Annotated in this window: 21 protein-coding genes and 1 pseudogene; 8 read left to right on the top strand and 14 right to left on the bottom strand. The window is 72.9% G+C overall.

The window, feature by feature from the left end; genetic code table 11:
* Positions 1 to 50: 50 nt before the first annotated feature.
* Positions 51 to 878, bottom strand: a complete 828-nt coding sequence (locus ACFCZF_RS14435) for a lysozyme (RefSeq protein WP_376671922.1) — start codon at positions 876 to 878, stop codon at positions 51 to 53.
* A gap of 248 nt (positions 879 to 1,126) precedes the next feature.
* Between ACFCZF_RS14435 and ACFCZF_RS14430 the strand changes: the two genes are divergently transcribed.
* On the top strand, positions 1,127 to 1,621 hold the full coding sequence (locus tag ACFCZF_RS14430; RefSeq protein WP_375910796.1) for a MarR family winged helix-turn-helix transcriptional regulator: 495 nt from the start codon (positions 1,127 to 1,129) through the stop codon (positions 1,619 to 1,621).
* Positions 1,622 to 1,732: 111 nt separating this feature from the next.
* Here the strand turns inward: ACFCZF_RS14430 and ACFCZF_RS14425 are convergent, their stop codons facing one another.
* Complete coding sequence (locus tag ACFCZF_RS14425) at positions 1,733 to 2,524, bottom strand: protein phosphatase 2C domain-containing protein (RefSeq protein ID WP_376671921.1); 792 nt, start codon at positions 2,522 to 2,524, stop codon at positions 1,733 to 1,735.
* A gap of 439 nt (positions 2,525 to 2,963) precedes the next feature.
* On the opposite strand from ACFCZF_RS14425, the gene ACFCZF_RS14420 reads away from it, so the two are divergent.
* The 5 genes from ACFCZF_RS14420 to ACFCZF_RS14400 are packed head-to-tail and all read left to right on the top strand — an operon-like array spanning position 2,964 to position 8,852.
* Positions 2,964 to 5,996, top strand: coding sequence for a nitrate- and nitrite sensing domain-containing protein (locus tag ACFCZF_RS14420; RefSeq protein WP_376671920.1), 3,033 nt, complete (start codon positions 2,964 to 2,966; stop codon positions 5,994 to 5,996).
* A complete protein-coding gene (locus tag ACFCZF_RS14415; protein WP_375910787.1) occupies positions 5,993 to 6,505 on the top strand; it encodes a roadblock/LC7 domain-containing protein in 513 nt (170 codons plus the stop codon). The genes ACFCZF_RS14420 and ACFCZF_RS14415 overlap by 4 nt, the downstream gene beginning before the upstream one ends.
* Entirely contained in the window at positions 6,502 to 6,942 is a 441-nt protein-coding gene (locus tag ACFCZF_RS14410; protein ID WP_375910784.1) for a DUF742 domain-containing protein, read from the top strand. Before ACFCZF_RS14415 ends, ACFCZF_RS14410 begins: the two co-directional genes overlap by 4 nt.
* A complete protein-coding gene (locus ACFCZF_RS14405; protein WP_375910781.1) occupies positions 6,923 to 7,564 on the top strand; it encodes an ATP/GTP-binding protein in 642 nt (213 codons plus the stop codon). The genes ACFCZF_RS14410 and ACFCZF_RS14405 overlap by 20 nt, the downstream gene beginning before the upstream one ends.
* A gap of 25 nt (positions 7,565 to 7,589) precedes the next feature.
* Entirely contained in the window at positions 7,590 to 8,852 is a 1,263-nt protein-coding gene (locus tag ACFCZF_RS14400) for a styrene monooxygenase/indole monooxygenase family protein (RefSeq protein ID WP_376671919.1), read from the top strand.
* On the opposite strand, the gene ACFCZF_RS14395 is transcribed toward ACFCZF_RS14400, so the two are convergent.
* From ACFCZF_RS14395 to ACFCZF_RS14345, 11 genes and pseudogenes are all read right to left on the bottom strand, one after another.
* Positions 8,816 to 9,973: an NlpC/P60 family protein gene (locus ACFCZF_RS14395; protein WP_376671918.1), complete on the bottom strand. Its 1,158-nt coding sequence runs from the start codon at positions 9,971 to 9,973 to the stop codon at positions 8,816 to 8,818. The genes ACFCZF_RS14400 and ACFCZF_RS14395 overlap by 37 nt on opposite strands.
* A 103-nt stretch (positions 9,974 to 10,076) precedes the next feature.
* Positions 10,077 to 10,430 carry a hypothetical protein gene (locus ACFCZF_RS14390; protein WP_376671917.1) on the bottom strand — a complete coding sequence of 118 codons (354 nt, stop codon included), beginning with the start codon at positions 10,428 to 10,430 and terminating at the stop codon, positions 10,077 to 10,079.
* Between the two features lie 31 nt (positions 10,431 to 10,461).
* Complete coding sequence (locus ACFCZF_RS14385) at positions 10,462 to 11,115, bottom strand: TetR/AcrR family transcriptional regulator (RefSeq protein WP_376671916.1); 654 nt, start codon at positions 11,113 to 11,115, stop codon at positions 10,462 to 10,464.
* 72 nt (positions 11,116 to 11,187) lie between these two features.
* Positions 11,188 to 12,126 carry a diiron oxygenase gene (locus ACFCZF_RS14380; RefSeq protein ID WP_376671915.1) on the bottom strand — a complete coding sequence of 313 codons (939 nt, stop codon included), beginning with the start codon at positions 12,124 to 12,126 and terminating at the stop codon, positions 11,188 to 11,190.
* Between the two features lie 148 nt (positions 12,127 to 12,274).
* Positions 12,275 to 12,691, bottom strand: a pseudogene (locus ACFCZF_RS14375) (DUF3291 domain-containing protein); the annotation flags it as partial.
* A gap of 15 nt (positions 12,692 to 12,706) precedes the next feature.
* Entirely contained in the window at positions 12,707 to 14,164 is a 1,458-nt protein-coding gene (locus ACFCZF_RS14370; RefSeq protein WP_376671914.1) for a penicillin-binding transpeptidase domain-containing protein, read from the bottom strand.
* 16 nt (positions 14,165 to 14,180) lie between these two features.
* Positions 14,181 to 15,572 carry an FtsW/RodA/SpoVE family cell cycle protein gene (locus tag ACFCZF_RS14365; RefSeq protein WP_376671913.1) on the bottom strand — a complete coding sequence of 464 codons (1,392 nt, stop codon included), beginning with the start codon at positions 15,570 to 15,572 and terminating at the stop codon, positions 14,181 to 14,183.
* 43 nt (positions 15,573 to 15,615) lie between these two features.
* Positions 15,616 to 16,086, bottom strand: coding sequence for an SH3 domain-containing protein (locus ACFCZF_RS14360; RefSeq protein ID WP_376671912.1), 471 nt, complete (start codon positions 16,084 to 16,086; stop codon positions 15,616 to 15,618).
* Positions 16,087 to 16,205: 119 nt separating this feature from the next.
* Positions 16,206 to 17,450 carry an ATP-binding protein gene (locus ACFCZF_RS14355; RefSeq protein WP_376671911.1) on the bottom strand — a complete coding sequence of 415 codons (1,245 nt, stop codon included), beginning with the start codon at positions 17,448 to 17,450 and terminating at the stop codon, positions 16,206 to 16,208.
* On the bottom strand, positions 17,447 to 18,274 hold the full coding sequence (locus ACFCZF_RS14350; protein ID WP_376671910.1) for a hypothetical protein: 828 nt from the start codon (positions 18,272 to 18,274) through the stop codon (positions 17,447 to 17,449). Before ACFCZF_RS14350 ends, ACFCZF_RS14355 begins: the two co-directional genes overlap by 4 nt.
* Positions 18,275 to 18,381: 107 nt before the next feature.
* Positions 18,382 to 18,888, bottom strand: a complete 507-nt coding sequence (locus ACFCZF_RS14345) for a dual specificity protein phosphatase family protein (RefSeq protein ID WP_376671909.1) — start codon at positions 18,886 to 18,888, stop codon at positions 18,382 to 18,384.
* Between the two features lie 108 nt (positions 18,889 to 18,996).
* Between ACFCZF_RS14345 and ACFCZF_RS14340 the strand changes: the two genes are divergently transcribed.
* Positions 18,997 to 19,800, top strand: a complete 804-nt coding sequence (locus ACFCZF_RS14340) for a nuclease-related domain-containing protein (protein WP_376671908.1) — start codon at positions 18,997 to 18,999, stop codon at positions 19,798 to 19,800.
* A 15-nt stretch (positions 19,801 to 19,815) separates the two neighbouring features.
* Here the strand turns inward: ACFCZF_RS14340 and ligD are convergent, their stop codons facing one another.
* Positions 19,816 to 20,697, bottom strand: coding sequence for a non-homologous end-joining DNA ligase (gene ligD / locus ACFCZF_RS14335; RefSeq protein WP_376671907.1), 882 nt, complete (start codon positions 20,695 to 20,697; stop codon positions 19,816 to 19,818).
* Between the two features lie 101 nt (positions 20,698 to 20,798).
* Here ligD and ACFCZF_RS14330 point away from each other — a divergent pair, with 101 nt between their 5' ends.
* Positions 20,799 to 21,920 carry a Ku protein gene (locus ACFCZF_RS14330; protein ID WP_376671906.1) on the top strand — a complete coding sequence of 374 codons (1,122 nt, stop codon included), beginning with the start codon at positions 20,799 to 20,801 and terminating at the stop codon, positions 21,918 to 21,920.
* Positions 21,921 to 21,940 lie beyond the last annotated feature (20 nt).

Below are 21,940 nucleotides of genomic sequence, written 5' to 3'. Positions count from 1 at the left end.
CCCGGGTCCCGTGAGGGAGGCCCGGGCCTTCACCCCGTGGAGAGCGACCGTCAGCCGTTCGCGAGCGCCCGGACGCGGTCCAGCGCGCCGTTGAACTTGTTGTGGTCCCCGACCGTCGGCCCGGACGAGGTGTACTGCCACATCGTGTAGAAGCCCCAGCCCGCCGGCAGCGTGCCCACCGTCGAGGCGTACCGGGCGATCCACAGCGGGTTGTTCGCCGCGAAGCCGCCGTAGTTGCCGGTGCACTGGGTCCACCAGCTGGTGGCCGTGTAGATCACGGCGTCGCGGCCGGTGCGCGCCTTGTAGGTGTTCAGGAAGTCGCGGACCCAGGAGACCATCTGGCTCTGCGTCTTGCCGTAGCAGGTCGCCCCGTACGGGTTCCACTCGATGTCCAGCGCGCCCGGCAGCGTCCTGCCGTCTCGGGACCAGCCGCCGCCGTGGTCGACGAAGTAGTTGGCCTGGGCGGCGCCGCTCGTCGTGTCCGGGGTGGCGAAGTGATAGGCGCCGCGGATCATGCCGACGTTGTACGAGCCGTTGTACTGCTGGGCGAAGTAGGGGTTGGTGTAGTACGTCCCCTCGGTGGCCTTGACGTAGGCCCACTTGACCCCGCTGTTCCACAGGGTCGACCAGGCGACGTTGCCCTGGTGGCTGGAGACGTCGACGCCCTCCGTCTGGGTGGCGTCGCCCGGGACGGGGGTGCCGTGTCGCCCGTCGTGCTCGACGACGCCCATACCCATGTGGGCGGAGCCGCGCGGTGGGATGTCGGCGGCCGACGACGCGTGGGCGGGGAGGGTGGCTACCAGGGAGAACGCGGCGAGCAGGATCCCGGTGACGGCGAAGCGCCGCTTGCGGGCCGATCCGGATCTGTGCACGAGCATGACGTGCCTCCGATGGCTCGGTGGTGCTCGGTGGGGGATGCGCGAGTGGGGAGGATCCGTGGGTGGCGTGGGCATGCCATTCGCGGGTCCGGTGAAGACGCTACGCACGTAGAACGGGGGGTGGGAAGAGGGGCCGGAAGCTGCCGTTGGTCTAAGCCTGCGAAATACTTGCCGAGCTGCGGTGATGACGGCCCGTGGCGGAAACTTTCAGGACCGGGAAAACCGGGAAGAACGAGGCAGGGGCTGACGTGCACGAAGGCGGGAACGGCGGCGGTCGCGGAGTCGGATTCGACGCGTCCGGCAGTGGTGTGAACCAACCGGAGTTCCTGGCGCTGGAGCGGGAGTTGACGGTCCTGCTCCGACGGGCGCGGGCCAACCAGGGCGAGATGGCCCGCGAGGTCCACCCCGACCTGGAGTCGTCGGCGTACGGCCTTCTCGTACGGCTCGGCGAGTGCGGCGGGCAGCGGGCCACGGAGCTCGCCGCGTACATCGGCGTCGGCAAGGCGACGATGTCCCGCCAGCTGCGCGCCCTGGAGGAGCTCGGCCTCATCGCCCGCGAACCCGACCCCGCCGACGGCCGCGCCTGGCTGGTCACCCTGACCCCGGAGGGCCAGACGCGCGTCAGTCGGGTGCGGGAGGCGCGCCGCGCACGGTACGCCGGCCGGCTCGCCGACTGGGACCCGCGCGAGGTCACGGAACTGGCCCGGCTGCTGCAGCAACTGAACCGGGGGATGGAGAAGTAGGGCCGCGGCTTACGGCGTTCAGAACTCCGCTGCACCGGTGTCAGGGCGCCCCGCGCACCGGTGTCCGGGTTTCATGCGCACCGGCTTTCAGGGCTCCATGCGCACCGGCGTTCAGAGCTCCGCGTACACCACCGTCGCGTCGTCGTGCGCCTTGGCGCGCCCCAGGAAGGCCCGAGCCCCTGCCGCGTCCGCCCGCTCCAACTCCCGCACCCGGTCCACCAGCGCCTGCGCGCCCTGCTTCCGCACCAGCGCGAGGCAGTCCGTCCAGTCGCCCTCCCGGAACTTCTCCACCCACCGCGCCGCCCCGTCCGTCAGCGCCGCCAGCGTCCGCACCTCGCCGCGCGGCAGCACGCCCGTCACCGCCCGTGCCGCCACCGCCGGGTCGGCCGCGGCCGTGAAGAAGCCGCCCTCCTTGTTGCGGAGGTTGGCGTCGACCAGTGCGTCCGTGGCCAGGGCCGAGCGGGGCAGCCGGTCCAGCCGGTCGTCCAGGACCGCCGTGACCGTGCCGTCGGGGGCCTCCACCAGCAGGGCCGAGTCCGACAGGACCAGGTACTCGACGGCGGCGGGGGACCAGCGGGCCAGGACCACGGTTGCCTGTGGGGTCCGCGGGTGAGAAAGGTCACAGGTTTCCGCGTGTGCCGCCGAGGTGCGAGCGATGGCGCGGGACAGGGCTTCGGTGAGGGGGATATCCGGCAGTGAAACGGTCAGTTCGGTCAGCGCGCCACCGAGGCGCGCGGTGAACCAGGGCACGGAATGCCGACACCCCGTCGCGCTCCGCGGCGGTGTCACGCCGTCCAGTACGACGAGTGAACCACCCTGTCCCGAGGCCGGTAGTCCGACGCTCGCGAAGTCCTCGTTGGGGTGGTCGGTGAGGCCGGGTTCCGAGACGAGTTCCGTGCGCATCCGGCCAGTCTGCACGACCTCTTCACGCCATCCGCAAAAGGCTGGCAACTTCCCGGGATCGACGCAGGGGCGCAGGTCAGACGCCGGATTTGGGGTGGAATTCGGCACTCCGGCGAGGCGTGGCGGCACATAGTGCCACCGCCCGTCGCAGACGTCCAACCGGCGCGCCGCGCAGGCGCGTCGCACGAGCCGGGGGAACTTGCTCCCCAACTCCCGTCCGGGGTTCACTCCTTCGGGTGGCGGGTCGGATGATGCACGCCCACCGCCCACTGGCACTGGGAGGGTCGGGATCCGGTGGGGTGCCTGCCCTGCTCACGCGGTCTCCCCGTCCGATGCGCAGTCGGCGGCCGAGGAGCAGCCCAGAGCGTGGCGGAGGGTGCACGCGCCGACCGGCCAGTTGACGGAGCGCCACCCGGGCCCACGGGTACACGAGTCAGGAATGCGAGCACCGGTGCAGAAGACGCGGCCTCGTCGCACAGGCAAGCAGGCGGGCAAGCAGACGGCCCCCGTGGGGAGCGCGGAGCGCACCCCCGGCACCTCCACCCCGGCGCCGCCCCAGGCCCCCGTCGGCAAGGGCCGTCCGACCCACGTACGCAACCGCCTCATCGCCGCCGTGGCGGTCGTGGCCGCCGCCATCGCCGGGGCCGGAGCTCCGTCGGTCGTGGCCGCCTCCGGGCAACTGCACGACGCCCAGGAACTGGTGACGCTCGCCGAGCAGACCCAGGGCGCGCTGACCCTCGCCCACTCCCTCGCCGACGAGCGGGACGAGGTCACCCCTTACATCGCCGCCGGCCGCCCCAAGTCCAAGGCGCCCTCCGAGCAGCGCAGCGCCCGTGTCGACCGACAGGTGGAGGAACTGCGCGCCGACACCGACACGCCGGCCTCCCTGCGCGAGGACCTCGACGCCGTCGCGGCACTGCGCCGTGCGGCGCTCACCGGCAAGAGCACCGCTCTCCAGGCGCACGAGGCGTACTCGGAGGCGATCAGCGAACTCCACGCCCTCGCCGAGGAACTGGCCGAGCAGATGCCGCCCCGCGCGGGCGCCGGCGCGTACGCCCTGGCCGAACTGGACACCGCCGTCCAGCAGGCCGCCGCCACCCGGGGCCTGCTGCTCGCGGCCCTGAACGTGCCGAGCAGCACCCAGACCGTCATCGACCCGATCACGGGCCTGCCGACCGAGACGACCACGTCCTCGGACGCCGACGCCAAGCAGCGCGACGAACTCGCCGCCGCCGCCCAGCAGGCCCGGGTGCGCTCGGACGCCGCCCTCGCCGACTTCCGCGAGGGCGCGCCCAAGGAGGCGCGCGGCAGCTTCGACGCCACCGTCGCCGGCCCCGAGGTCAACTCCGCCGACAAGTACCTCGCCGGTCTCACGGACGAGCCGACGCTCTCCGACGACGACCTCGGCACCAGCACCAAGAGGCTGGACGCCGCGCTCTCCGCCCGCGTCGACGCCATGCGGGGCGCCGAGTCCGCCCTCTACGAGAAGCGCACCACGGCCCTGGAGGAGCTGCGCGACGACGACGTCACCGCGCTGGAGATCCGGATCGCCGCCCTCGGCGCCCTGATCCTGCTGGCCGTCGGCGTCGCCACCGCCATGGCCCGTACCCTCACCCGCCCGCTCTCGGTGCTGCGCCGCGGCTCGGCCCGGCTGGCCGGCGCGGAGGACCCGACGGCCGAAGAGCCCGTCGCCTTCACCGGCCGCAACGACGAGTTCGCCCAGGTCGTCCGCTCGGTCAACGCCCTGCACACGCACGCCGCCACGCTCGCCGACCGTGTCAACACGCTGGAGGCCGACCGCAAGCACCTCGTCGGCCAGCGGCAGAAGATGGCCGACGCCCGCGAGGGACTGCGCGCCGAACTCGCCGAGTCCGCCGCCCAGCTGGAGGTCGTGCGCAAGAGCATCGGCTCCACCTTCGTCAACCTCGCGCTGCGCACCCTCGGCCTGGTCGAGCGGCAACTCGCGGTCATCGAGAGCCTGGAGGAGCGCGAGCAGGACCCGGACCGCCTCTCCACTCTCTTCAAGCTCGACCACTTCGCCACGGTCATGCGCCGGCACAGCGAGAACCTCCTCGTCCTCGCCGGCACCGAGCACGTCCAGCACAGCGCGGGACCGGTGCCGCTGGTCGACGTGGTCCGGGCCGCGGTCAGTGAGATCGAGCGGTACGAGCGCGTTCGCATCGCCGCGCTGCCGCCGCACGCGCACGTGGCCGGGTTCGCCGCCGACGACCTCTCCCACCTGCTCGCGGAGCTGATGGAGAACGCCACCTCCTTCTCGCCGCCGGACCTGCCCGTCGAGGTCTCCGGCTGGCTGCTCGAGAACGGTGAGGTGATGCTCTCCGTCCAGGACGAGGGCATCGGCATGGCCACCGAGCGGCTCCAGCGGCTCAACGCCCGCCTCACCGACTTCGACCCGGAGGCGCCCTACGACCAGGAGGGCGAGGACGGTCTCGGGCTCGGCCTGTACGTCGTGGCCCGGCTCGCCCACCGGCACGGGGCGCGCGTGCGGCTGCGCGAGCAGAAGCAGGGCGGTGTCGCGGCCGTCCTGGTACTGCCGGGCACCTTGCTCGCGGCGGCACCGCCGGCCGCGCTCGCCCCGACCGTGCCGATGACCGAGGGCACGGGCTCCTTCTCCCTGCCGGGCGCCGACGCGGAGGCCAACTCCAACGTCCTGCACGGCCGCGCGGAGAAGCGCACGCGAGAGGGCGTCGACCCGCTGGTCGCCTCCGCGGAACAGGCCGTACGGCGCGCGGAGGCCGACGAGGCGGGGGCCGACGCGGCGGAGAGCTCGGAGGCGGAAGCGGGTCCAGCACCGGTCCCGGCACAGGCACCGGCACCGGCATCGGTCCCGGCTCCAGAGACGGAGCAGGCACGGGAAGACGGCCTGGACTCCGACTCCGACTCCGACTCCGACTCGGACTCGGACCGGGACCCGGAGTCCGCCCCGGAGACGGACGGCACCGAATCGTCCCTCCCTGGCCGCGACCTCCCCGACGACAGCACGATGGCCCTCCTGCTGCCGGCCCAGACCCCGGCACCGGACGAGTCCACGCCGGAGCCGGCCCCGCAGGAGCCCACCGCGCCCGAACTCCCCGGACAGCGCTCCGCCGACCCCTACGCCATCGGCCCCGACACCCACGACCGCACCCCGGACGAGGGCACCGCGCGGGCCGAGGGCGCCGGGACCACCGGGCCGGCCGAGACCACCGAGCCCGTCACCGAAAAGGGCCTGCCCAAGCGGACCCCGAAACTCAGCACACCCGCGGCGGCCCCACGGCCGCGCACGGCGGGTTCCGTCGACGCCGACGCGCTCCGCCGCCGCCTGGGTGGATTCCGCCGGGGGGCGGAGGCCGGTCGCCGCGACGTCGAGGCGGAGATCGCCGACCGGACCGGTCGGGACGAGACGCCGGCCGGCGCAGCAGGGACAACCGAAGAAGCCACGGGGGGCACTGTCGAGGAGGCAAGTAGTTGACCGCGCCCAGTACCTTCGGACTCAGCAGTGAAGCCCGCAATCTGCACTGGCTGCTGACCAACCTGGTCGAGGAGGTGCCCGGCATCCTCTCGGTCGCGGTGGTCTCCTCCGACGGCCTGCTGCTCCTCTCCTCCGACCAGGACAGGAACGACGCGGCCCGCGAGGCCCAGGCGGCCGTGCGCCGTACCGGCCCGCGCGGTTCCGCCGCCGACCTCGCCACCGTCGTCTCCGGCGTCGGCAGCCTCACCATCGGCGCCGCCCGGCTGATGGACTTCGGCAACGTGAAGCACACGATGGTCGCCATGGACGAGGGCAGCCTGTTCGTGATGTCGATCAGCGACGGCTCGCTGCTCGGCGTGCACGGCTCCGCGGACGCCGACATGAGCGTCATCGCGTACCACATGGCGCTCTTCGTCGGCCGCGCCGGCCATGTCCTGACCCCCGAACTCCGCAGCGAGCTGCGGAAATCCCTGGAGACCGAGTCGACCTCGACGGGGAGTACCCGATGAGCAGCAGCCCCAGGAAGTCCCCGAAGAACCTCCCCGTACGCGGAGCCGACCGCAAGCCCGCCCGCGTACGCCCCTACTCGCTCACCGGTGGCCGCACCCGCTTCGGCCACGTCCTGCTCGTCGAGACGTTCGTCGGCGCCACGGCCGGCACCGCCGCGCTGGAAGCCGCCGAGGAGCGCAAGGAACTGACGAACGGCAGCCTCACCTCCCGCGTGATGCCGGAGATGCGGGCCATCGTCGAATTGTGCCGCCGTATGCGTACGGTGGCCGAGATCGCCGCGCTGCTGAAGATGCCGCTCGGCGTGGTCCGCGTGCTCCTCAGCGACCTGGCGGACCAGGGAAAGATCCGTGTGTACGGCACCGGAACCGGCCACGGCACGGGCCGCCCGGACCGCGCTCTGCTCGAAAGGGTGCTCAGTGGACTCCGTCGTCTCTGACGCCGCCGCCTACGGCGTCTCCCCGCTCGTCGACCCCGACGAGCCCATGCAGCCCTGGCAGACGGACGCCACCCGCGCGCCCGTCGCCACGAAGATCGTGGTGGCGGGTGGTTTCGGTGTCGGCAAGACCACGCTGGTCACCGCCGTCTCGGAGATCACGCCCCTGCAGACCGAGGCGCTGATGACCGAGGCGAGCGAGGAGACCGACGACCTCACCGCCACCCCGGGCAAGCTCACCACCACCGTGGCCATGGACTTCGGCCGCATCACGCTCGACGACGACCTGGTGCTCTACCTGTTCGGCACGCCGGGCCAGCAGCGGTTCTGGTTCATGTGGGACGACCTGGTGCGCGGCGCGATCGGCGCCGTCGTGCTGGCCGACACCCGCCGCCTCAAGGACTGCTTCCCGGCCCTGGACTACTTCGAGAGCTGCGGACTGCCGTACGTCGTCGCCGTGAACCACTTCGACGGCAGCGAGCTGTTCGAGGCGGACGACGTGCGGGAGGCGTTGACGATCCCCGCGCACATACCTGTAATGATCATGGATGCGCGCCGCCGGATCTCGGCCATCGAGACCCTCTTGTCCCTCGTGGGCCACGCGCTCGACGAAACCCCCGAGTAGTAGTCCCTTTAGGAGCGTCCCCCGCATGCGGAAGATACTCGTCGTCGGAGCCGGCCAGTCCGGTCTCCAGCTCGCCCTCGGCCTCCAGTCGCACGGCTACGAGGTCACCCTGATGTCCAACCGGACCGCGGACGAGATCCGCACCGGCCGGGTGATGTCGACGCAGTGCATGTTCCACACGGCACTCCAGCACGAGCGCGATCTCCAGCTGAACTTCTGGGAGTCCCAGGCCCCGAAGATCGAGGGACTCGGCGTCTCGGTGGCGGCCCCCGGCTCCTTCGACCCGGGCCCCTCGCAGCGCGCGATCGACTGGCTGGGGCGCCTCGACGGCATCGCGCAGTCGGTCGACCAGCGGGTGAAGATGGCCGGCTGGATGGAGACCTTCGCCCAGCGCGGCGGCCAGCTGGTCATCCACGGCGCGGCCGTCGGCGACCTGGACTACTTCGCCCGCGCCTACGACCTCGTCCTCGTCTCGGCGGGCAAGGGCGAGCTGGTCCAGATGTTCGGCCGCGACGCCTCCCGCTCCCCGTACGCCGAGCCGCAGCGCGCCCTCGCCGTCGCCTACGTCCACGGGATGGGCCCGCGCCCGGAGCACCCGGAGACCGAGGCCGTCCGCTGCAACCTGGTCCCGGGCGTCGGCGAGCTGTTCGTCATGCCGACGTTCACCACCTCGGGCCGCGCCGACATCCTGTTCTGGGAGGGCATACCCGGCGGCCCGCTGGACGCCTTCAAGGACGTCAAGGACCCGGCGGAGCACCTCTCCCTGACCCTGGAACTCATGGAGAAATTCCTCCCCTGGGAGTACGCGCGGGCCACCAAGGTCGAACTGACCGACGCCGGCGGCACGCTCGCCGGCCGCTACGCCCCCACCGTCCGCAACCCCATCGGCCGCCTGCCCGGCGGCGGCCTGGTCCTCGGCGTGGCGGACGTGGTCGTCGCCAACGACCCGATCACCGGCCAGGGCTCCAACTCCGCCTCCAAGTGCGCCGTCTCCTACCTCGCCTCCATCCTGGAGCAGGGGGAGAAGGAGTTCGACGAGGCCTGGATGCGGCAGACCTTCGACCGCTACTGGGAGACGGCCCAGCACGTCACCAAGTGGACCAACGCCATGCTCGCCCCGCCGCCGGAGCACATCCTGGCCCTGATCGGCGCCGCCGGCCAGCTCCAGCCGGTCGCCGACCGCTTCGCCAACGGCTTCAACGACCCGGCCGACTTCGAGAACTTCTTCTACGACCCGGCGAAGACCGAGGGCTACCTGATGGAGGTCTCGGGCGCGGCCGGCGCGTAGGCGTCCGCGTACCCCGCGTCGGACCCGTCCGTCGCCCCCTCGGGGAGCCTCGGCGGCGTGTACCGCCGCAGCGGCTCCCCGCCTGGGTCGGGCCGTACGGCGCCCAGGACCGGGTTGGCCGCGATCGGCGACACCTTGACCTCGGCGCCGGGGCGCGGTGCCTGGACGACCATTCCGTCGCCGAGGTACATCGCCACATGGGTGGCCTCGGGGAAGTACACGACCAGGTCACCGGGGCGCAGCTCGCCCAGCGGGACGTGGTCCAGCCGCGCCCACTGCTCCTGGCTGGTCCGCGGGATCGGCGTCCCGGCCCGGTTCCAGGCCACCGAGGTCAGGCCCGAGCAGTCGTACGACGCGGGGCCCTCCGCGCCCCACTCGTACGGCTTCCCGAGCTGCTCCACCGCGAAGCGCACCGCCCGGTCGCCCTCGGCGGAGGGCTTGGCGTCGTCGCCGAGCGCGCCGGACGCCATGAACCGCTCCTGTTCCTCGGCGATCCCGCTCGTCTCGAACTCCGCCAGCGCGGCCAGCTCCTCGGGGGTGAGCGAGGCGAGGAGTTCCTCGACGGCGTGCAGCCGGTCGCGGACGTCGTTCCGCTCCTTCTCCTGCCGCTTCGCGAGGGCGACCTGCTCGTCCAGGGCCTCGCGCGCCCGCCCCGCCAGCTCGTCGGCCCTCTTCTCGACGCCGGTCAGGCGGCCCACCGTGTCGGCCCGTTCCCGGGCCAGCTGCCCGATCACGTGCCCCTGGTCGAGGGCGTGCCGCGGGTCGCGGGCCAGCAGCAGCCGCAGATAGGGGGAGAGATCGCCGCTGTTGCGGTACTGCTGCCGGGCCAGCCGTCCGGCCGCGCCGCGGCTGTCGTGCAGGGACAGCCGGGTCCGGGCCAGCTCGGCGTCCAGCCGCTTCACCTCGGCACGCTGCTCCTTCAGCCGTTCCTCGGTGCCGTTGTAGGTCTCGGTGGCCTTCTCCGCCTCCCGGTACAGCCTCTGAAGGTCCGTCAGCAGCTCGGCCACGGACCGCTCGCCGCCGGCGCCGGGCTCGGGTTCGGCCGCGGCGGGTACCGGCGACAGGACGATCCCGGCCGCCACCGCCGCCGTACACACCAGACGCAGAAGCCTTCCTGACACGCCATCACCTCCGTCGCGAGGCGGTGGGTCCGCTCCGCACGGTGAGCATGTGACGTGTTTCCGGGGCTCGCGCGCCGAGTGTGCGCGGTTCGGCGCAACGGGGTCACCCGTGGGCGTCGTCCGGCTTGCCACCCGGCGTGGCGTCTGGATCGGCGGCGTCCGGCTTGGCGTCCGGTTCGGCGTCCGGTTTGGACCAGGGCCACCGTCGGCCGGAGCCCTTCCCGCCCGCGCCGTTCTCCCCCTCGGGGGCGTACACGTACTTCCAGCGGGCGAACCGCAGCCCGCCCCGGGCGTCCCGGGGCACCCTCCGGTACACGAGCACGGTGGGCGGGCCGCCGTCCGGGCCCGGTACGGGGATGCGGTACGTCTTCGGCGGGTGCCCGGTCATGCCGACCAGCACGGGCAGCACCCGCCCGTCCATCGGGCCGCCCTCGAAGGGGGTCTCTTCGCTCTTCACGGCACCAGTGTCAGTGATCCGCGCACCGGTGTCAGATGTCCGCCGCCAGCGCCTCGACCAGCGTCGCGGTCTGCGGGTCGCGGCGGGCGGTGACGGTCAGCACGGCGAGGAACTGCTCCACGAGCCAGTCCCGCAGCTCGTCGACGGGCGGCTGCTTGCCCTCGTCCAGCCAGATCAGCGAGGCCGCCTCCACCGCGGTGATCCACATCCGGACGGTCATCCGCAGCCGCGGGCCGGGCTCGGCGACGTCCAGGTGGCTCATGATGTGGTCGGCGGCGGCCCGGCGCACGCCGTCCACGATGGAGGAGGTCCGGGAGGTCTCCGCCACGCTGCCGCCGCGCAGCAGAGCGCTGAAGCCGGTGTCGTGCTGGTCGACGAAGGTGAGATAGCGGTCCAGGGCGCGGGAGAGCCGGGCCAGCAGCGGGCCCTCGCGGGGCTCGTCGAAGCACATCCGCAGCTCGTCGGCGGCCGACCTGAGCGCGGCCTCGTACAGCTGTTGCTTGCCGCCGGGGAAGTACCGGTACACCAGCGGCCGCGAGACCCCGGCCTGCTCCGCCACGTCGTCCAGGGAGACCTCCTCCGGCGGCCGGTGCGCGAAGAGGGCGAGCGCCGCGTCGAGCAACTGGACGCGGCGCTCCTCGACACTGAGCCGGCGGTAGGCGGGGGTGGGGGCCTGCGGGGTCATGAACCGCAGCGTAACCCGCACACCCCCGGGACCTCCCACGCGAGCGGACCGGAGCGGTCCGGACCGGCCCGACTACGCCAGCAGCCCCGACGACCTCCACAGCTTCCGTCCGACCCCGCGCAGTACGCCGATGTCGTCCAGGAAGTCGGTGAGGCGCTTCGCGCCGGTCTGCATGATCTCCTTGCGGTGGCCGCTGGCCTTCACCTGGGCCAGTGCCTCGCGCCTGTCCAGGCCGACGTTCGTGTACACCTCGGGGTTGATGAAGGCGATGGAGAAGACGCGGGCGAACTCGCCGGAGGTGATCCGGGTGAACTCCTGCGACCACTTCGGGGCCGTCACCATCTGGCGGCGCAGCTCCTCACGGGCGTAGCGCACATGGCGGGCCTCCTCCACGACGTGGATGCGCGTGACCCCCCGGATCAGCGGCTGGACCCGCTCGTCGGGGAAGGTCAGCCGCTGCATCCAGTCCAGGACCTCCTCGCCGAGCAGCGTGGCGGTGAAGGAGCCGGGCGTGGTGGAGATCGTCTTGAACAGGCGCCCCAGGTGCTGGTGGACCGGGCTCACCGGGTACCACGGCGTCTCACCGCGGGATATCAGCCGGGCGAACATCTTCGAGTGCCGGCACTCGTCCTCGATCTCGGTCAGCGCGTAGCGCACGTGCGCGCTCGTCGCCGCCTTGTCGTAGATGTGCCGCACCAGCAGCTGCATGAGGATCAGCTCGAACCAGATGCCGAGCGAGGCGAGTGCCGCGGCCTCGTGCTGGGAGAGCGCGATGCGCTGCTCCTCGCTCATCCGCTTCCACAGCGGGGTGTCGTACAGCGACACCAGCTCCGGCGGCCAGTACCACTTGCCGTCCTCGAAGGGCGCGTCCCAGTCCAGCTCCTTGTCCGGGTCGAAGGAGTGCTTGGCGGAAGAGTCGAGCAGCCGTTCGGCCACCTGCTCCCGGTCCTTGAGCAGGCCGAGCGCGTCGCGCAGGCCCTCGAGCGCGTCGGCTTCCGTCAGGGTCGTCATGGCTGTCCCACCTCGTCGTACGGTTCGGGTTACCCGCGGTTACTCTCATTCGCTGAGTCTTATGAGACTGCGTGTCAGTAAGCTCGTCAATCCCCTGCGCGCGACTTGTTGACCGCGAGTAAAGAAGTGGGAGGCGCTCAGGTCCCTGGACCGAGCAGCCCAGCCCTTCCGGCATCGCGCCCGTCACGGGCACCGACGACCCCGCCGGGAACGACGTCCGCAGCGTGAACGCGTACGGCGTCGGCCCGTGCGTCCGCAGGTGCAGCAGCCGTGACTCCGCCTCCGCGACCGTCGGCCGGTGCCCCGCCGGGACCCACCACAGGGTGGTGACCGCCTCCGCGAGCCGCTCGAACCACTCCCTGCGCCGCGCCAGCATCTCCCGGTGCTGTCCCTGGTACATGAACGCCGTCAGGGCGTTCGCGTCCCGCCACACCGTCAGGTTGACGATCAGCCAGTCGTCGCCGAAGAACGGCACGTCCGTCGCGTTACCCGACTCGCTCTGCAGCCGCCACACGAAGCCCTCGGCCGCGTCGGCGGTCGCGTTCACCGGGTCGAGCGCGTCCACGAAGTCACCCCCGTCTCAGGATTTGAGCACCGCCTCCATCACCGCCCGCGCGATCGGCGCCGCCAGCCCGCCCCCGCTGATGTCCTCGCGGTCCGCCGTCGAGCCCTCCACCACCACCGCGACCGCGACCTTCGGCTCCAGGTCGTCGTCGCCCTGCGCCCAGGAGACGAACCACGCGTACGGCGTGCCCGAGTTGCCGACGCCGTGCTGGGCCGTGCCGGTCTTGCCGCCGACGGTGGCGCCGCGGATCGCGGCGTTCGCGCCGGTGCCCTTCTCCACCACGCCGGTCATCAGCTCCCTGAGCCGCGCCGCCGTCGAGGGACGCATCGCCTCCCGGGTGGGCCGCGAACCGGCGGTCGCCACCAGGCTGCCGCCCGCTCGCATCGTCCGTTCCACCAGGTACGGCGAGCGCACCTGGCCGCCGTTGGCCACCGCCGCCGCCACCATCGCCATCTGCAGCGGGGTCGCCCGCGTGTTGTACTGCCCGATCGACGACAGCCCCAGCTGCGCCCGGTCCACCGAGGTGTCGAAGGTGCTCCGCGAGACGGCGAAGGGGATGCGCAGCCCGTCGTCGTTGAAGCCGAAGGCCTCCGCCGTGGCCGCCATGCCCCGCACGCCCACGTCCACGCCGAGCTTGGCGAACACCGTGTTGCAGGACCACTCGAACGCCTCCCGCAGCGAGGCGTCCCGGCAGCCGTCGGCCTCGTTCGTCAGCCGGGTACGCGTCCCGGGGAGCGTGTACGGGTCGGGAGAGCGGGTCGGCGCGTCGAGGTCCCGGATCACGCCCGCGTCCAGTGCCGCCGCCGCGGTGAGCACCTTGAAGGTGGAACCCGGCGGGTAGGTCCGGCGCACGGCCCGGTTCAGCATCGGCTTGTCCGGGTCGCCGTTCAGCCGGTCCCAGGTCCGGGTGGCGGCCGTGCTGTTCCCGGAGAGCAGCTGCGGGTCGTACGACGGCGTGGAGACCAGCGCCAGGATCCGCCCGGTCGACGGTTCGATCGCCGCCACCGCCCCCTTGCGCCGGCCCAGCCCCTCGAACGCCGCCCGCTGCGCGGCCCCGTCGATCGTCGTCACGACGTCGCCGCCCGGGTTGTGGGCCCCGGTGACGTCGTTCCAGAGGGGGAGCGGCGCGAGCATCGGGTCGGCGCCGGAGAGGAGGCCGTCCTCGGCGTGCTCCAGCAGGGTCGTCCCGTACGCCTGCGAGGCGAAGCCGGTGATCGGCGCGTACAACGGGCCCTCTTGGTACGTCCGTTCGAAACGCAGATGTTCGCCGGTGTCCCGGGAGCCGGTGACCGGCTCGCCGCCGACCAGGATGTCGCCGCGCGGCTGCTGGTAGCGGGCGATGTCCGGGCGGCGGTTGGCCGGGTTGTCGTCGTACTCCGGGGCCTGGACGATCTGCACCCGGGCCGCGTTCACCAACAGGGCGACCAGCAGCAGGGCGCAGAAGGCGGCGGCGTGCCGGATGTGCCGGGTCACCGGAGCTGCTCGGCTCTCACGGCGCCACCCGCCCGTCGGCCGGACCGGCCTGGCCGGCCTGGCTGCGGGCCGCGTGGCTGACCCGGATCAGCAGCGCGACGATGGCCCAGTTGGTGACGACCGAGGAGCCGCCCTGGGCCAGGAAGGGCATCGCCATGCCGGTCAGCGGAATCAGCCCGGTCACCCCGCCCGCGATGACGAACACCTGGAGCGCCACGATCGAGGAGAGGCCGACCGCGAGCAGCCGGCCGAAGGGGTCGCGTGCGGCGAGGCCCGCCCGGTAGCCGCGCTCCACCAGCAGCGCGTACAGCAGGAAGATCGCGGTCAGGCCGAGGAGACCCAGCTCCTCGCCCGCGGTCGCCAGGATGAAGTCGGACTTGACGGCGAACCCGATCAGGATGGAGTGGCCGAGCCCGAGGCCCGTGCCGGTCACCCCGCCCGCCGCGAAGGCGAACAGCGACTGGGCCAGCTGGTTGGGCCCCCGGCCCGCCTCGATCGACGCGAAGGGGTGCAGCCAGTCCTCCACCCTGCTGTGCACGTGCGGCTCCAGCCAGCCCACGGCGACCGCGCCCAGCGAGGCCAGCAGCAGGCCGACGGCGATCCAGCCGGTGCGGCCGGTGGCGACGTAGAGAAGGACCACGAACAGGCCGAAGAACAGCAGCGAGGTGCCGAGGTCGCGCTCCAGGACCAGGACGCCGACGCTGACCAGCCACACCGCCACGATCGGGCCGAGGACGCGACCGGTGGGCAGCTGGAGCCGCCACACGCGGCGGCCCGCGTACGCCAGCGCGCTGCGGTTGGCGGCCAGGTAGGCGGCGAAGAACACCGCGAGCAGCACCTTGGCGAACTCGCCGGGCTGGATGGAGAAGCCCTCGATCCGGATCCAGATGCGGGCGCCGTTCACGGCCGGGAAGAAGATCGGCACGGTGAGCAGGACGAGCGCGGCGGCGACGCAGACGTACGCGTAGCGCTGGAGCACGCGGTGGTCGCGCAGGAGCAGGACGACCACGATGAACAGCCCGACGCCCAGCGTCGACCACACCAGCTGGGTGGGGGCCGCCCGGTCGCCCGGCGTCTCCAGGTCGAGCCGGTAGATCAGCACCAGGCCGAGGCCGTTGAGCAGCACCCCGATGGGCAGCAGGAGCGGGTCGGCCCAGGGCGCGCGCAGCCGTACCGCCAGGTGGGCGAGGAGCGCGAGCACGCCGAGCCCGGCGCCGTAACCGGCGGCGCCGGGCGGGAGGGTGCCGTGCTGGGCGAGGCCGACGTTGCAGTAGCCGAACACCGACAGCAGGACGGCCATGAGGATCAGCGTGAGTTCGATGCCACGGCGCCGGGGAAGACGGGTGACGGGAGCGGGCGCGTCCGCCTGTGCCACGGTGATTCCGGTTCCGGTTCCGGCCTTGGTCATGTCCGGAACTTACCTAAATGGTGTGGTGTGTGAGTCGTCCGCATCAGCACCAGCGCGGCGCGGGGCCGATGTTGTCGATGTAGCGGGCCGGGCCCCAGGCCCAGGTGCCGTCCGTGAGGAGGTACCAGAGGGGGTTGCCCTTCACCTTGTCGCCGGGGGTCTTGCAGTAGATGCGGACGGTCTCGCCCCGGCGGGCGTACCGGATGACCTCTCCGCCGCGCGTCGGCGAGGTGCGCAGGGGGAGCCGGTCGGTGGTGACGACGCCCCGGTAGCTGCCCTGCTCCTGGCGGCCGTCGTTCCCGCCGCCCCACGCGTCGCCGCCGTTCCCGCCGCCGTTGCCTCCGGAGGGGTTGGCGGTGGCGATGCCGGAACCGGAGTCCCCGCCGCCGCCCCATTCGTCGTTCGCGACGGCGGGCGTGACGGCGACGGCGGTGGCGAGCGCGCCGGCGGCGACGGCGGTGGCGAGGCCGCGCAGGAGTGGTGATCGCGGGGAGCGTGCGGACAGCAGGGACATGGGAGTTCCTCCCGGGAGCGAACGGGTCTTCAGGTGACTAACCGCCACATTAGGAGCGCCCGGTACGGACCGCCCGCCGCACTGAGCCATCGGAGAACCGGCCGGCCCTCCGGGGCCCGTCAGGGCTGCTGAGGCAGGGTCAGGGTCGCCAGCGCCCCGCCGTCCGGCGGGTTGGTGAACTCCAGCCGTGCGCCGAGCACCTCCGCCTGCCCCAGGGCGATCGTCAGCCCGAGGCCGTGGCCCTTCGTCCCGCCCTCGGTGCGGAACCGCTGCGGTCCGTGGGCGAGGAGGTACTCCGGATAGCCGTCCCCGTGGTCCCGTACGGTGATCACCGGCCCGTCGACGGTCAGCACCACCGGCGCCCGCCCGTGCCGGTGCGCGTTCGCGACCAGGTTGCCGAGCACCCGCGCCAGTCGCCGCCGGTCGGTCTCCACCCGCGTGTCGCGTACGAGGTCGACGCGCGTGTCGGTGCCGGAGCCCCGGACGACCCGCCCGGCCAGCGCGCCCAGCGCCTCCGGGTCCACCTCCAGCCGCTCCCGCCCGCTCTCCAGCCGGGAGATCTCCAGCAGGTCCTCGGTGAGCGTCCGCAGGGCGGCCACCCGGTCCCGCACCAGCTCGGTCGGGCGGCCCGGCGGCAGCAGCTCCGCCGCCGCGTGCAGGCCGGTGAGCGGGGTGCGCAGCTCGTGCGCCACGTCCGCGGTGAACCGCTGCTCCGCGAGCAGCTTGCCCTGCAGCGACGACGCCATGGAGTCCAGCGCGGCGGCCACCGAGGCCACCTCGTCCTGCGGGCGCGTCGGATCCTGCGCACGGGGATCGCCGACCCGCGCGTCGAGGTCGCCGGCGCTGATCCGCCGGGCCACCCGCGCCGTCGTGTGCAGCCGCCGCGTCACCCGCGTCACCGCGAACGCGCCCACCAGCAGCGTCGCCCCGATCGCCAGCGCCGACGACCACACGATCGCGCCGTCCAGGCCGTCGATGGTGCGCTGTCCCTGGGTGTGGTCGACCCGCACCGCGAGCGCCCGGCCGCCGTCGGCGGGGCCCGCCGCCCACATCGTGGGGCGCCCGTCGTGCTCGGCGACCATGGTGCCGCGTCGGCCCGAGGCGGCCAGTTCCCGCAGCCGCTCCGGCAGCCCCGGCGGATCGACGCCGGCGCCCCGCCGCAGCGGGTCCCCGGCCTCGTAGGCCTCCGTCGCCTCCCCCAGCCGGGACAGGGCGACGTCGCGGGCCTGCCCCACGGTCTGGTTGGTGACCGAGACGTGTACCAGGACGCCGAGCAGCGCGGCGAGCGCACAGCACATCACGGTGATGAAGACGGCGGCCTTCACCGCGAGCGGGCCGGTCCACCGGGGGAGGGCGAGTCTCACCGGGCGCTCGCCGACGGGGACGCGGACCGGGACGCCGACGGGGGCCCAGGCGGCGACGGGGAGGCGGAGGGCGACGTGGACGGGGAGGCGGACGGACGCTTCGTGTGCTTGCCGCCGTCGTCCGTGCGCAGCATCTCGTCGCTCGTGAGGAGCATGGCCCGCTGGTCGGGGTCCCACGTCCACTGGAGCCGGTACTCGTACCCCGCGACCTCCGAGGGCGACCGGACGATCACCGTCCGCCCGGCCAGCTCGACCGCGCTCACCGCGTCGTCGTAGGACATGACCCGCACGAGCCGGTCCTTCTCGACCGTGTAGACGCGGACGGCGGTCAGCTTCTCGGGCAGCAGCCGGAAGCCCAGGGTCATCTCGGGGCGCCCGTCGCCGGTCAGGTCGCGGTAGTACGGCCTGAGCACCGGGCACCGGCCGCGCTCACCGTCCGTGCCGTCCGAGCCGCCCGAGTCGCAGTCCGCCATCCGGCGGGCCGTCTCGCGGTACGGCGCCTCGTCGCCCTCGTAGTCGTCCGGGTGCGCGGTGATCTCGGCCCGTACGGCGGCCACCGGGTTGGCCTCGCGGATGTCGCCGCCGGGCACGGCGACGCCCTTGACGACCTCGTTGTCCACCTCGCCGATGTCGTAGGCCGGACTCGACGCCGGCGTCAGGTCGGGCCAGAGCCGGGCCGGGCTCTGGGCGGCAGGCGTCGCGCCCGCGCTGCGCAGTCCGCCCGAGTCACCGCAGGCGGTCAGCGCCCCGGCCGCCGCTGTCGCCAGGAGCAGCGCGACGGCGGCGGGGACGCGGACGGGGTGTCCGCGGCGGCTCGGGAGCACTGCACTCCTGGGTTTCGGTCAGCAGGCGAATCAGGTGATCGGCATCGGTGATCCGATACACCTTATTCGGACGGAAGTCCATTTTGTGCGTGCGCAGGCGTGCCGGGCTACTCGGCGAGCTCCTCCAGCAGCCGCGCGGTGACCAGGCCGGCCCGCAGGTACTCCACGAACAGGTCGTTGTGCAGCGCCCACGGCGAGCGCCGGGACCGGATCAGCCGGACCGCATCCTCGGCGGTGCCGCCCCGGCGCATCAGCGTGTGGGCGACGACGAGACCGGAGCGGTTGTACCCGTGGTAACAGCGGACCAGGACCTTGCGGCCCTCGTCCAGCGCCTCACCCGCGGCCTCCGCCAGCCGGATCACCCCCGCGAGCTGCGTCCCGTCGAGGGGGCCGTCGGGGATCGGCCACACATGGTGCTCGACACCTTCGTCCGGCCCGTGCCCGGGCAGCCGCAGCAGCGTCTGCACCAGATCGAACTCGTCCCGGACGACGACGGACTCCCGCCTGCCGACCGGCCCCTGGAACTCGTGCCCGCCCATCCACAGGCCCGGCACGATCTCGTCCCACGGCCTGCCCGGAGCCGGGACGTCCGATCCCTTCCCACGGGTACGCAACGGTGCCTCCCCATCCCACCCGAGGGCCTGCCCAACTCCTCCCAAAGGTAACCGGGTTCTTGCCCCCGCAGCACCCCGCCTGTTCCCATGGTCGTGGGGTGATGGTGCATGAACGGACTGCGCGTCATACCGACCTGGCGGCACGGTCAGGAACGGCTGTACGTCTGCCTCCCGGACGGCGGGAACGTCGCCTGGTACGACCGTGAGGCGGCCCGGGTCAACCTGCTGAGCGACGACCGCGAGGACGAGGTCCTCGAAGCGCTGGGTCCCTTCCTCACCGGCCCGGTCACGGTCGGCCCGCCCCCGGTCCCGACCCCCGCCGAGCTGGCCCGGCTCTCCCTCCACCCGGACGACGACCTCGCCCCCAACCGGCCCGGCGAGGCGCTCCTGGTCGACCTGGAACGCGACCCCGGCCCGGCGCACCGGCTGCGGCCCGACCCGCGTCGCCGGGCGCTGGCGGCCGAGCAGTCGGCGGGGGCGGCCCTCGACCGCCTCGACGGCGCCGGCTGGCACACCCTGCACTCCGTCCCGCTGCCCGGCGGCGACCGCGTCCACCACCTGGTGATCGGCCCCGGCGGTCTCTTCGCCCTCCACGTGCGGCCCGCCCGCAGGCAGCGGGTCCACATCACCGACCCCCTGGTCGCGCTGGGCCGCCGCGAGCCGTTCCCCCTGCTGCGCCGGGTCCGCGCCGACGCCGACCGGGCCTCCTACGCCCTGACGGCCGAGGTGCACCCCGTCCTCGTCCTCGTCGACCCGGCGAACGTGACCGTCACCGCCCCGCCCCGCTCGGTCCGCGTGCTCACGGACGCGGAGCTGCCGGACCTGGCCCGCCTGGGCGGGATGCTGAAACCGGCGGACGTGGAAGCCCTGCACGCCATGGCCCGGGACCGCGCCACCTGGACGCGCGTCTAGGGGCTGTCGTTCGGATCAGGGCAGGTCCGCCGCCCGCCGCCGCTCGAACAGCGGCGCCAGCAGGTCGCCGTGGTCCCGCACCCGCGGACCGACGTCCTGCGCCCGGAAGACGAACTGCTCCGCCCGCCGGCACCCGGCCACCTCGTCCCACGTCACCGGAGTGGAGACCGCCGGCACGGACCGCGCCCGCATCGTGTACGGAGTGGCCGTGGTCTTGCGGGCCGCGTTCTGGCTCCAGTCGACGAACACCTTCCCCGGCCGCAGGCTGCGCGTCATCCGGTGCACCACCAGCCGCGGCAGAGCCCGCTCCGCCTCCATCGCCAGCGTCTTCGCGTACTCCGACACCCGATCCGACGACGACCCCCGCACCCCCGCCAGCAGATGCAGCCCCTTCGCCCCGGACGTCTTGGCGTACGCCTCGATCCCGTCCGCCGCCAGCCGCTCCCGCAGCCACAGCGCGACCTCGCAGCAGTGCACGACGGTCGCGGGCGACCCGGGGTCGAGGTCGAACACCAACCGGTCGGCCTCGTCGGGGTCGTCCGCCGTCCACTGGTGCGTGTGGAACTCGGTCACCAGGTTCGCCGCCCACATCAGGGACGCCAGGTCCTGCACCAGCACCATCCGCGCCGGCCCCTCCGACCGGGGCACCTCGGCCGTGGTGACCCAGTCGGGCGTACCCGGCGGCACGTTCTTGGTGAAGAACACCTGGCCGTCCGGACCGTCCGGATACCGCAGGAAGGACACCGGCCGGTCCCGCAGGTGCGGCAGCAGCACCTCGGCGGTCGTCGCGTAGTAGTGCAGCAGCTCGCCCTTGGTGAGGCCGGTCGCGGGATACAGCACCTTGTCCAGGTTGCTGAGGGCGACCCGTCGCCCCTCCACCTCTGTGATAGGCGCCATACCATGAGAATCTCACGAAAAAGCGACAAACCGCCCGACGGTCATCCCGGCGGCCATCCCGGCGGTCATTCGGCAGTCGACCGACAGGAAGGGTGCTGCACGTGCGATCCATCTGGAACGGCGCCATCTCCTTCGGCCTGGTCAGCATCCCCATCAAGCTGGTGAACGCGACCGAGAGCCACGCGGTCTCCTTCCGCCAGATCCACACGGAGGACGGCGGCCGCATCCGCTATCGCAAGGTCTGCGAGCTGGAGGACCGCGAGGTCGGCCAGGACGAGATCGGCAAGGCCTACGAGGACGCCGACGGCTCGATGATCCCGATCACCGACGAGGACCTGTCCCACCTGCCGATCCCGACCGCACGGACGATCGAGATCGTGGCCTTCGTACCCGAGGAGCGCATCGACCCGCTCCAGATGGGCTCCGCGTACTACCTCGCGGCGAGCGGCGCGCCCGCCGCCAAGCCGTACACGCTGCTGCGCGAGGCGCTGGGGCGCAGCAACCGGGTCGCCATCGCCAAGTTCGCCCTGCGCGGCCGTGAGCGCCTCGGCATGCTCCGGGTCGTCGGCGACGCCATCGCGATGCACGGCCTGCTGTGGCCGGACGAGGTGCGTGCCCCCGAGGGCGTCGCCCCGGACGCCGGTGTCACCGTCCGCGACCAGGAGCTGGACCTCGCGGACGCCCTGATGGACACCCTCGGCGAGATCGACCTGGACGACCTGCACGACGAGTACCGCGAGGCGCTGGAGCAGGTCATCGCCGCCAAGGCCGCCGGCGAGACGCCCCCGGAGACCCGCGAGGAGGCAGCGCCCGGGAAGGTGCTGGACCTGATGGCCGCGCTGGAGAGCAGCGTGCGGGCGGCGCGGGAGTCCCGGGGCGGGGAAGGCGCCGGGCCGGCCGAGGAGGCCGACGTCAGGACCCTGCCGCAGCGCGGGACGTCGTCCCGCCGGACCCCCAAGGAGACCGGCGGCAAGGCGTCGACCTCGACGGCCGCGAAGAAGACCGCCGCGAAGAAGACGGCGGCGAAGAAGACGGAGGCGAAGAAGTCGACGGCCTCCGCCGCCGGGAAGTCGACGGCGAAGTCGACGGCGAAGTCGACGGCGAAGTCCGCGGGGTCCGCGAAGAAGACGGCGGCCAAGAGCACCGCCAAGAAGCCGGCAGGCAAGAGCGCGCCCGCCAAGAGCACCGCCAAGAAGACGCCGCCGCGCAAGCGCAGCGCCTGACGCCGCCCGGCACGAGTGGA

Source organism: Streptomyces sp. NPDC056296, from assembly GCF_042268605.1.
Classification (GTDB): domain Bacteria; phylum Actinomycetota; class Actinomycetes; order Streptomycetales; family Streptomycetaceae; genus Streptomyces.
The sequence above is the reverse complement of the archived record's forward strand: the minus strand, read 5'-3'. Positions and strand labels throughout refer to the sequence as shown.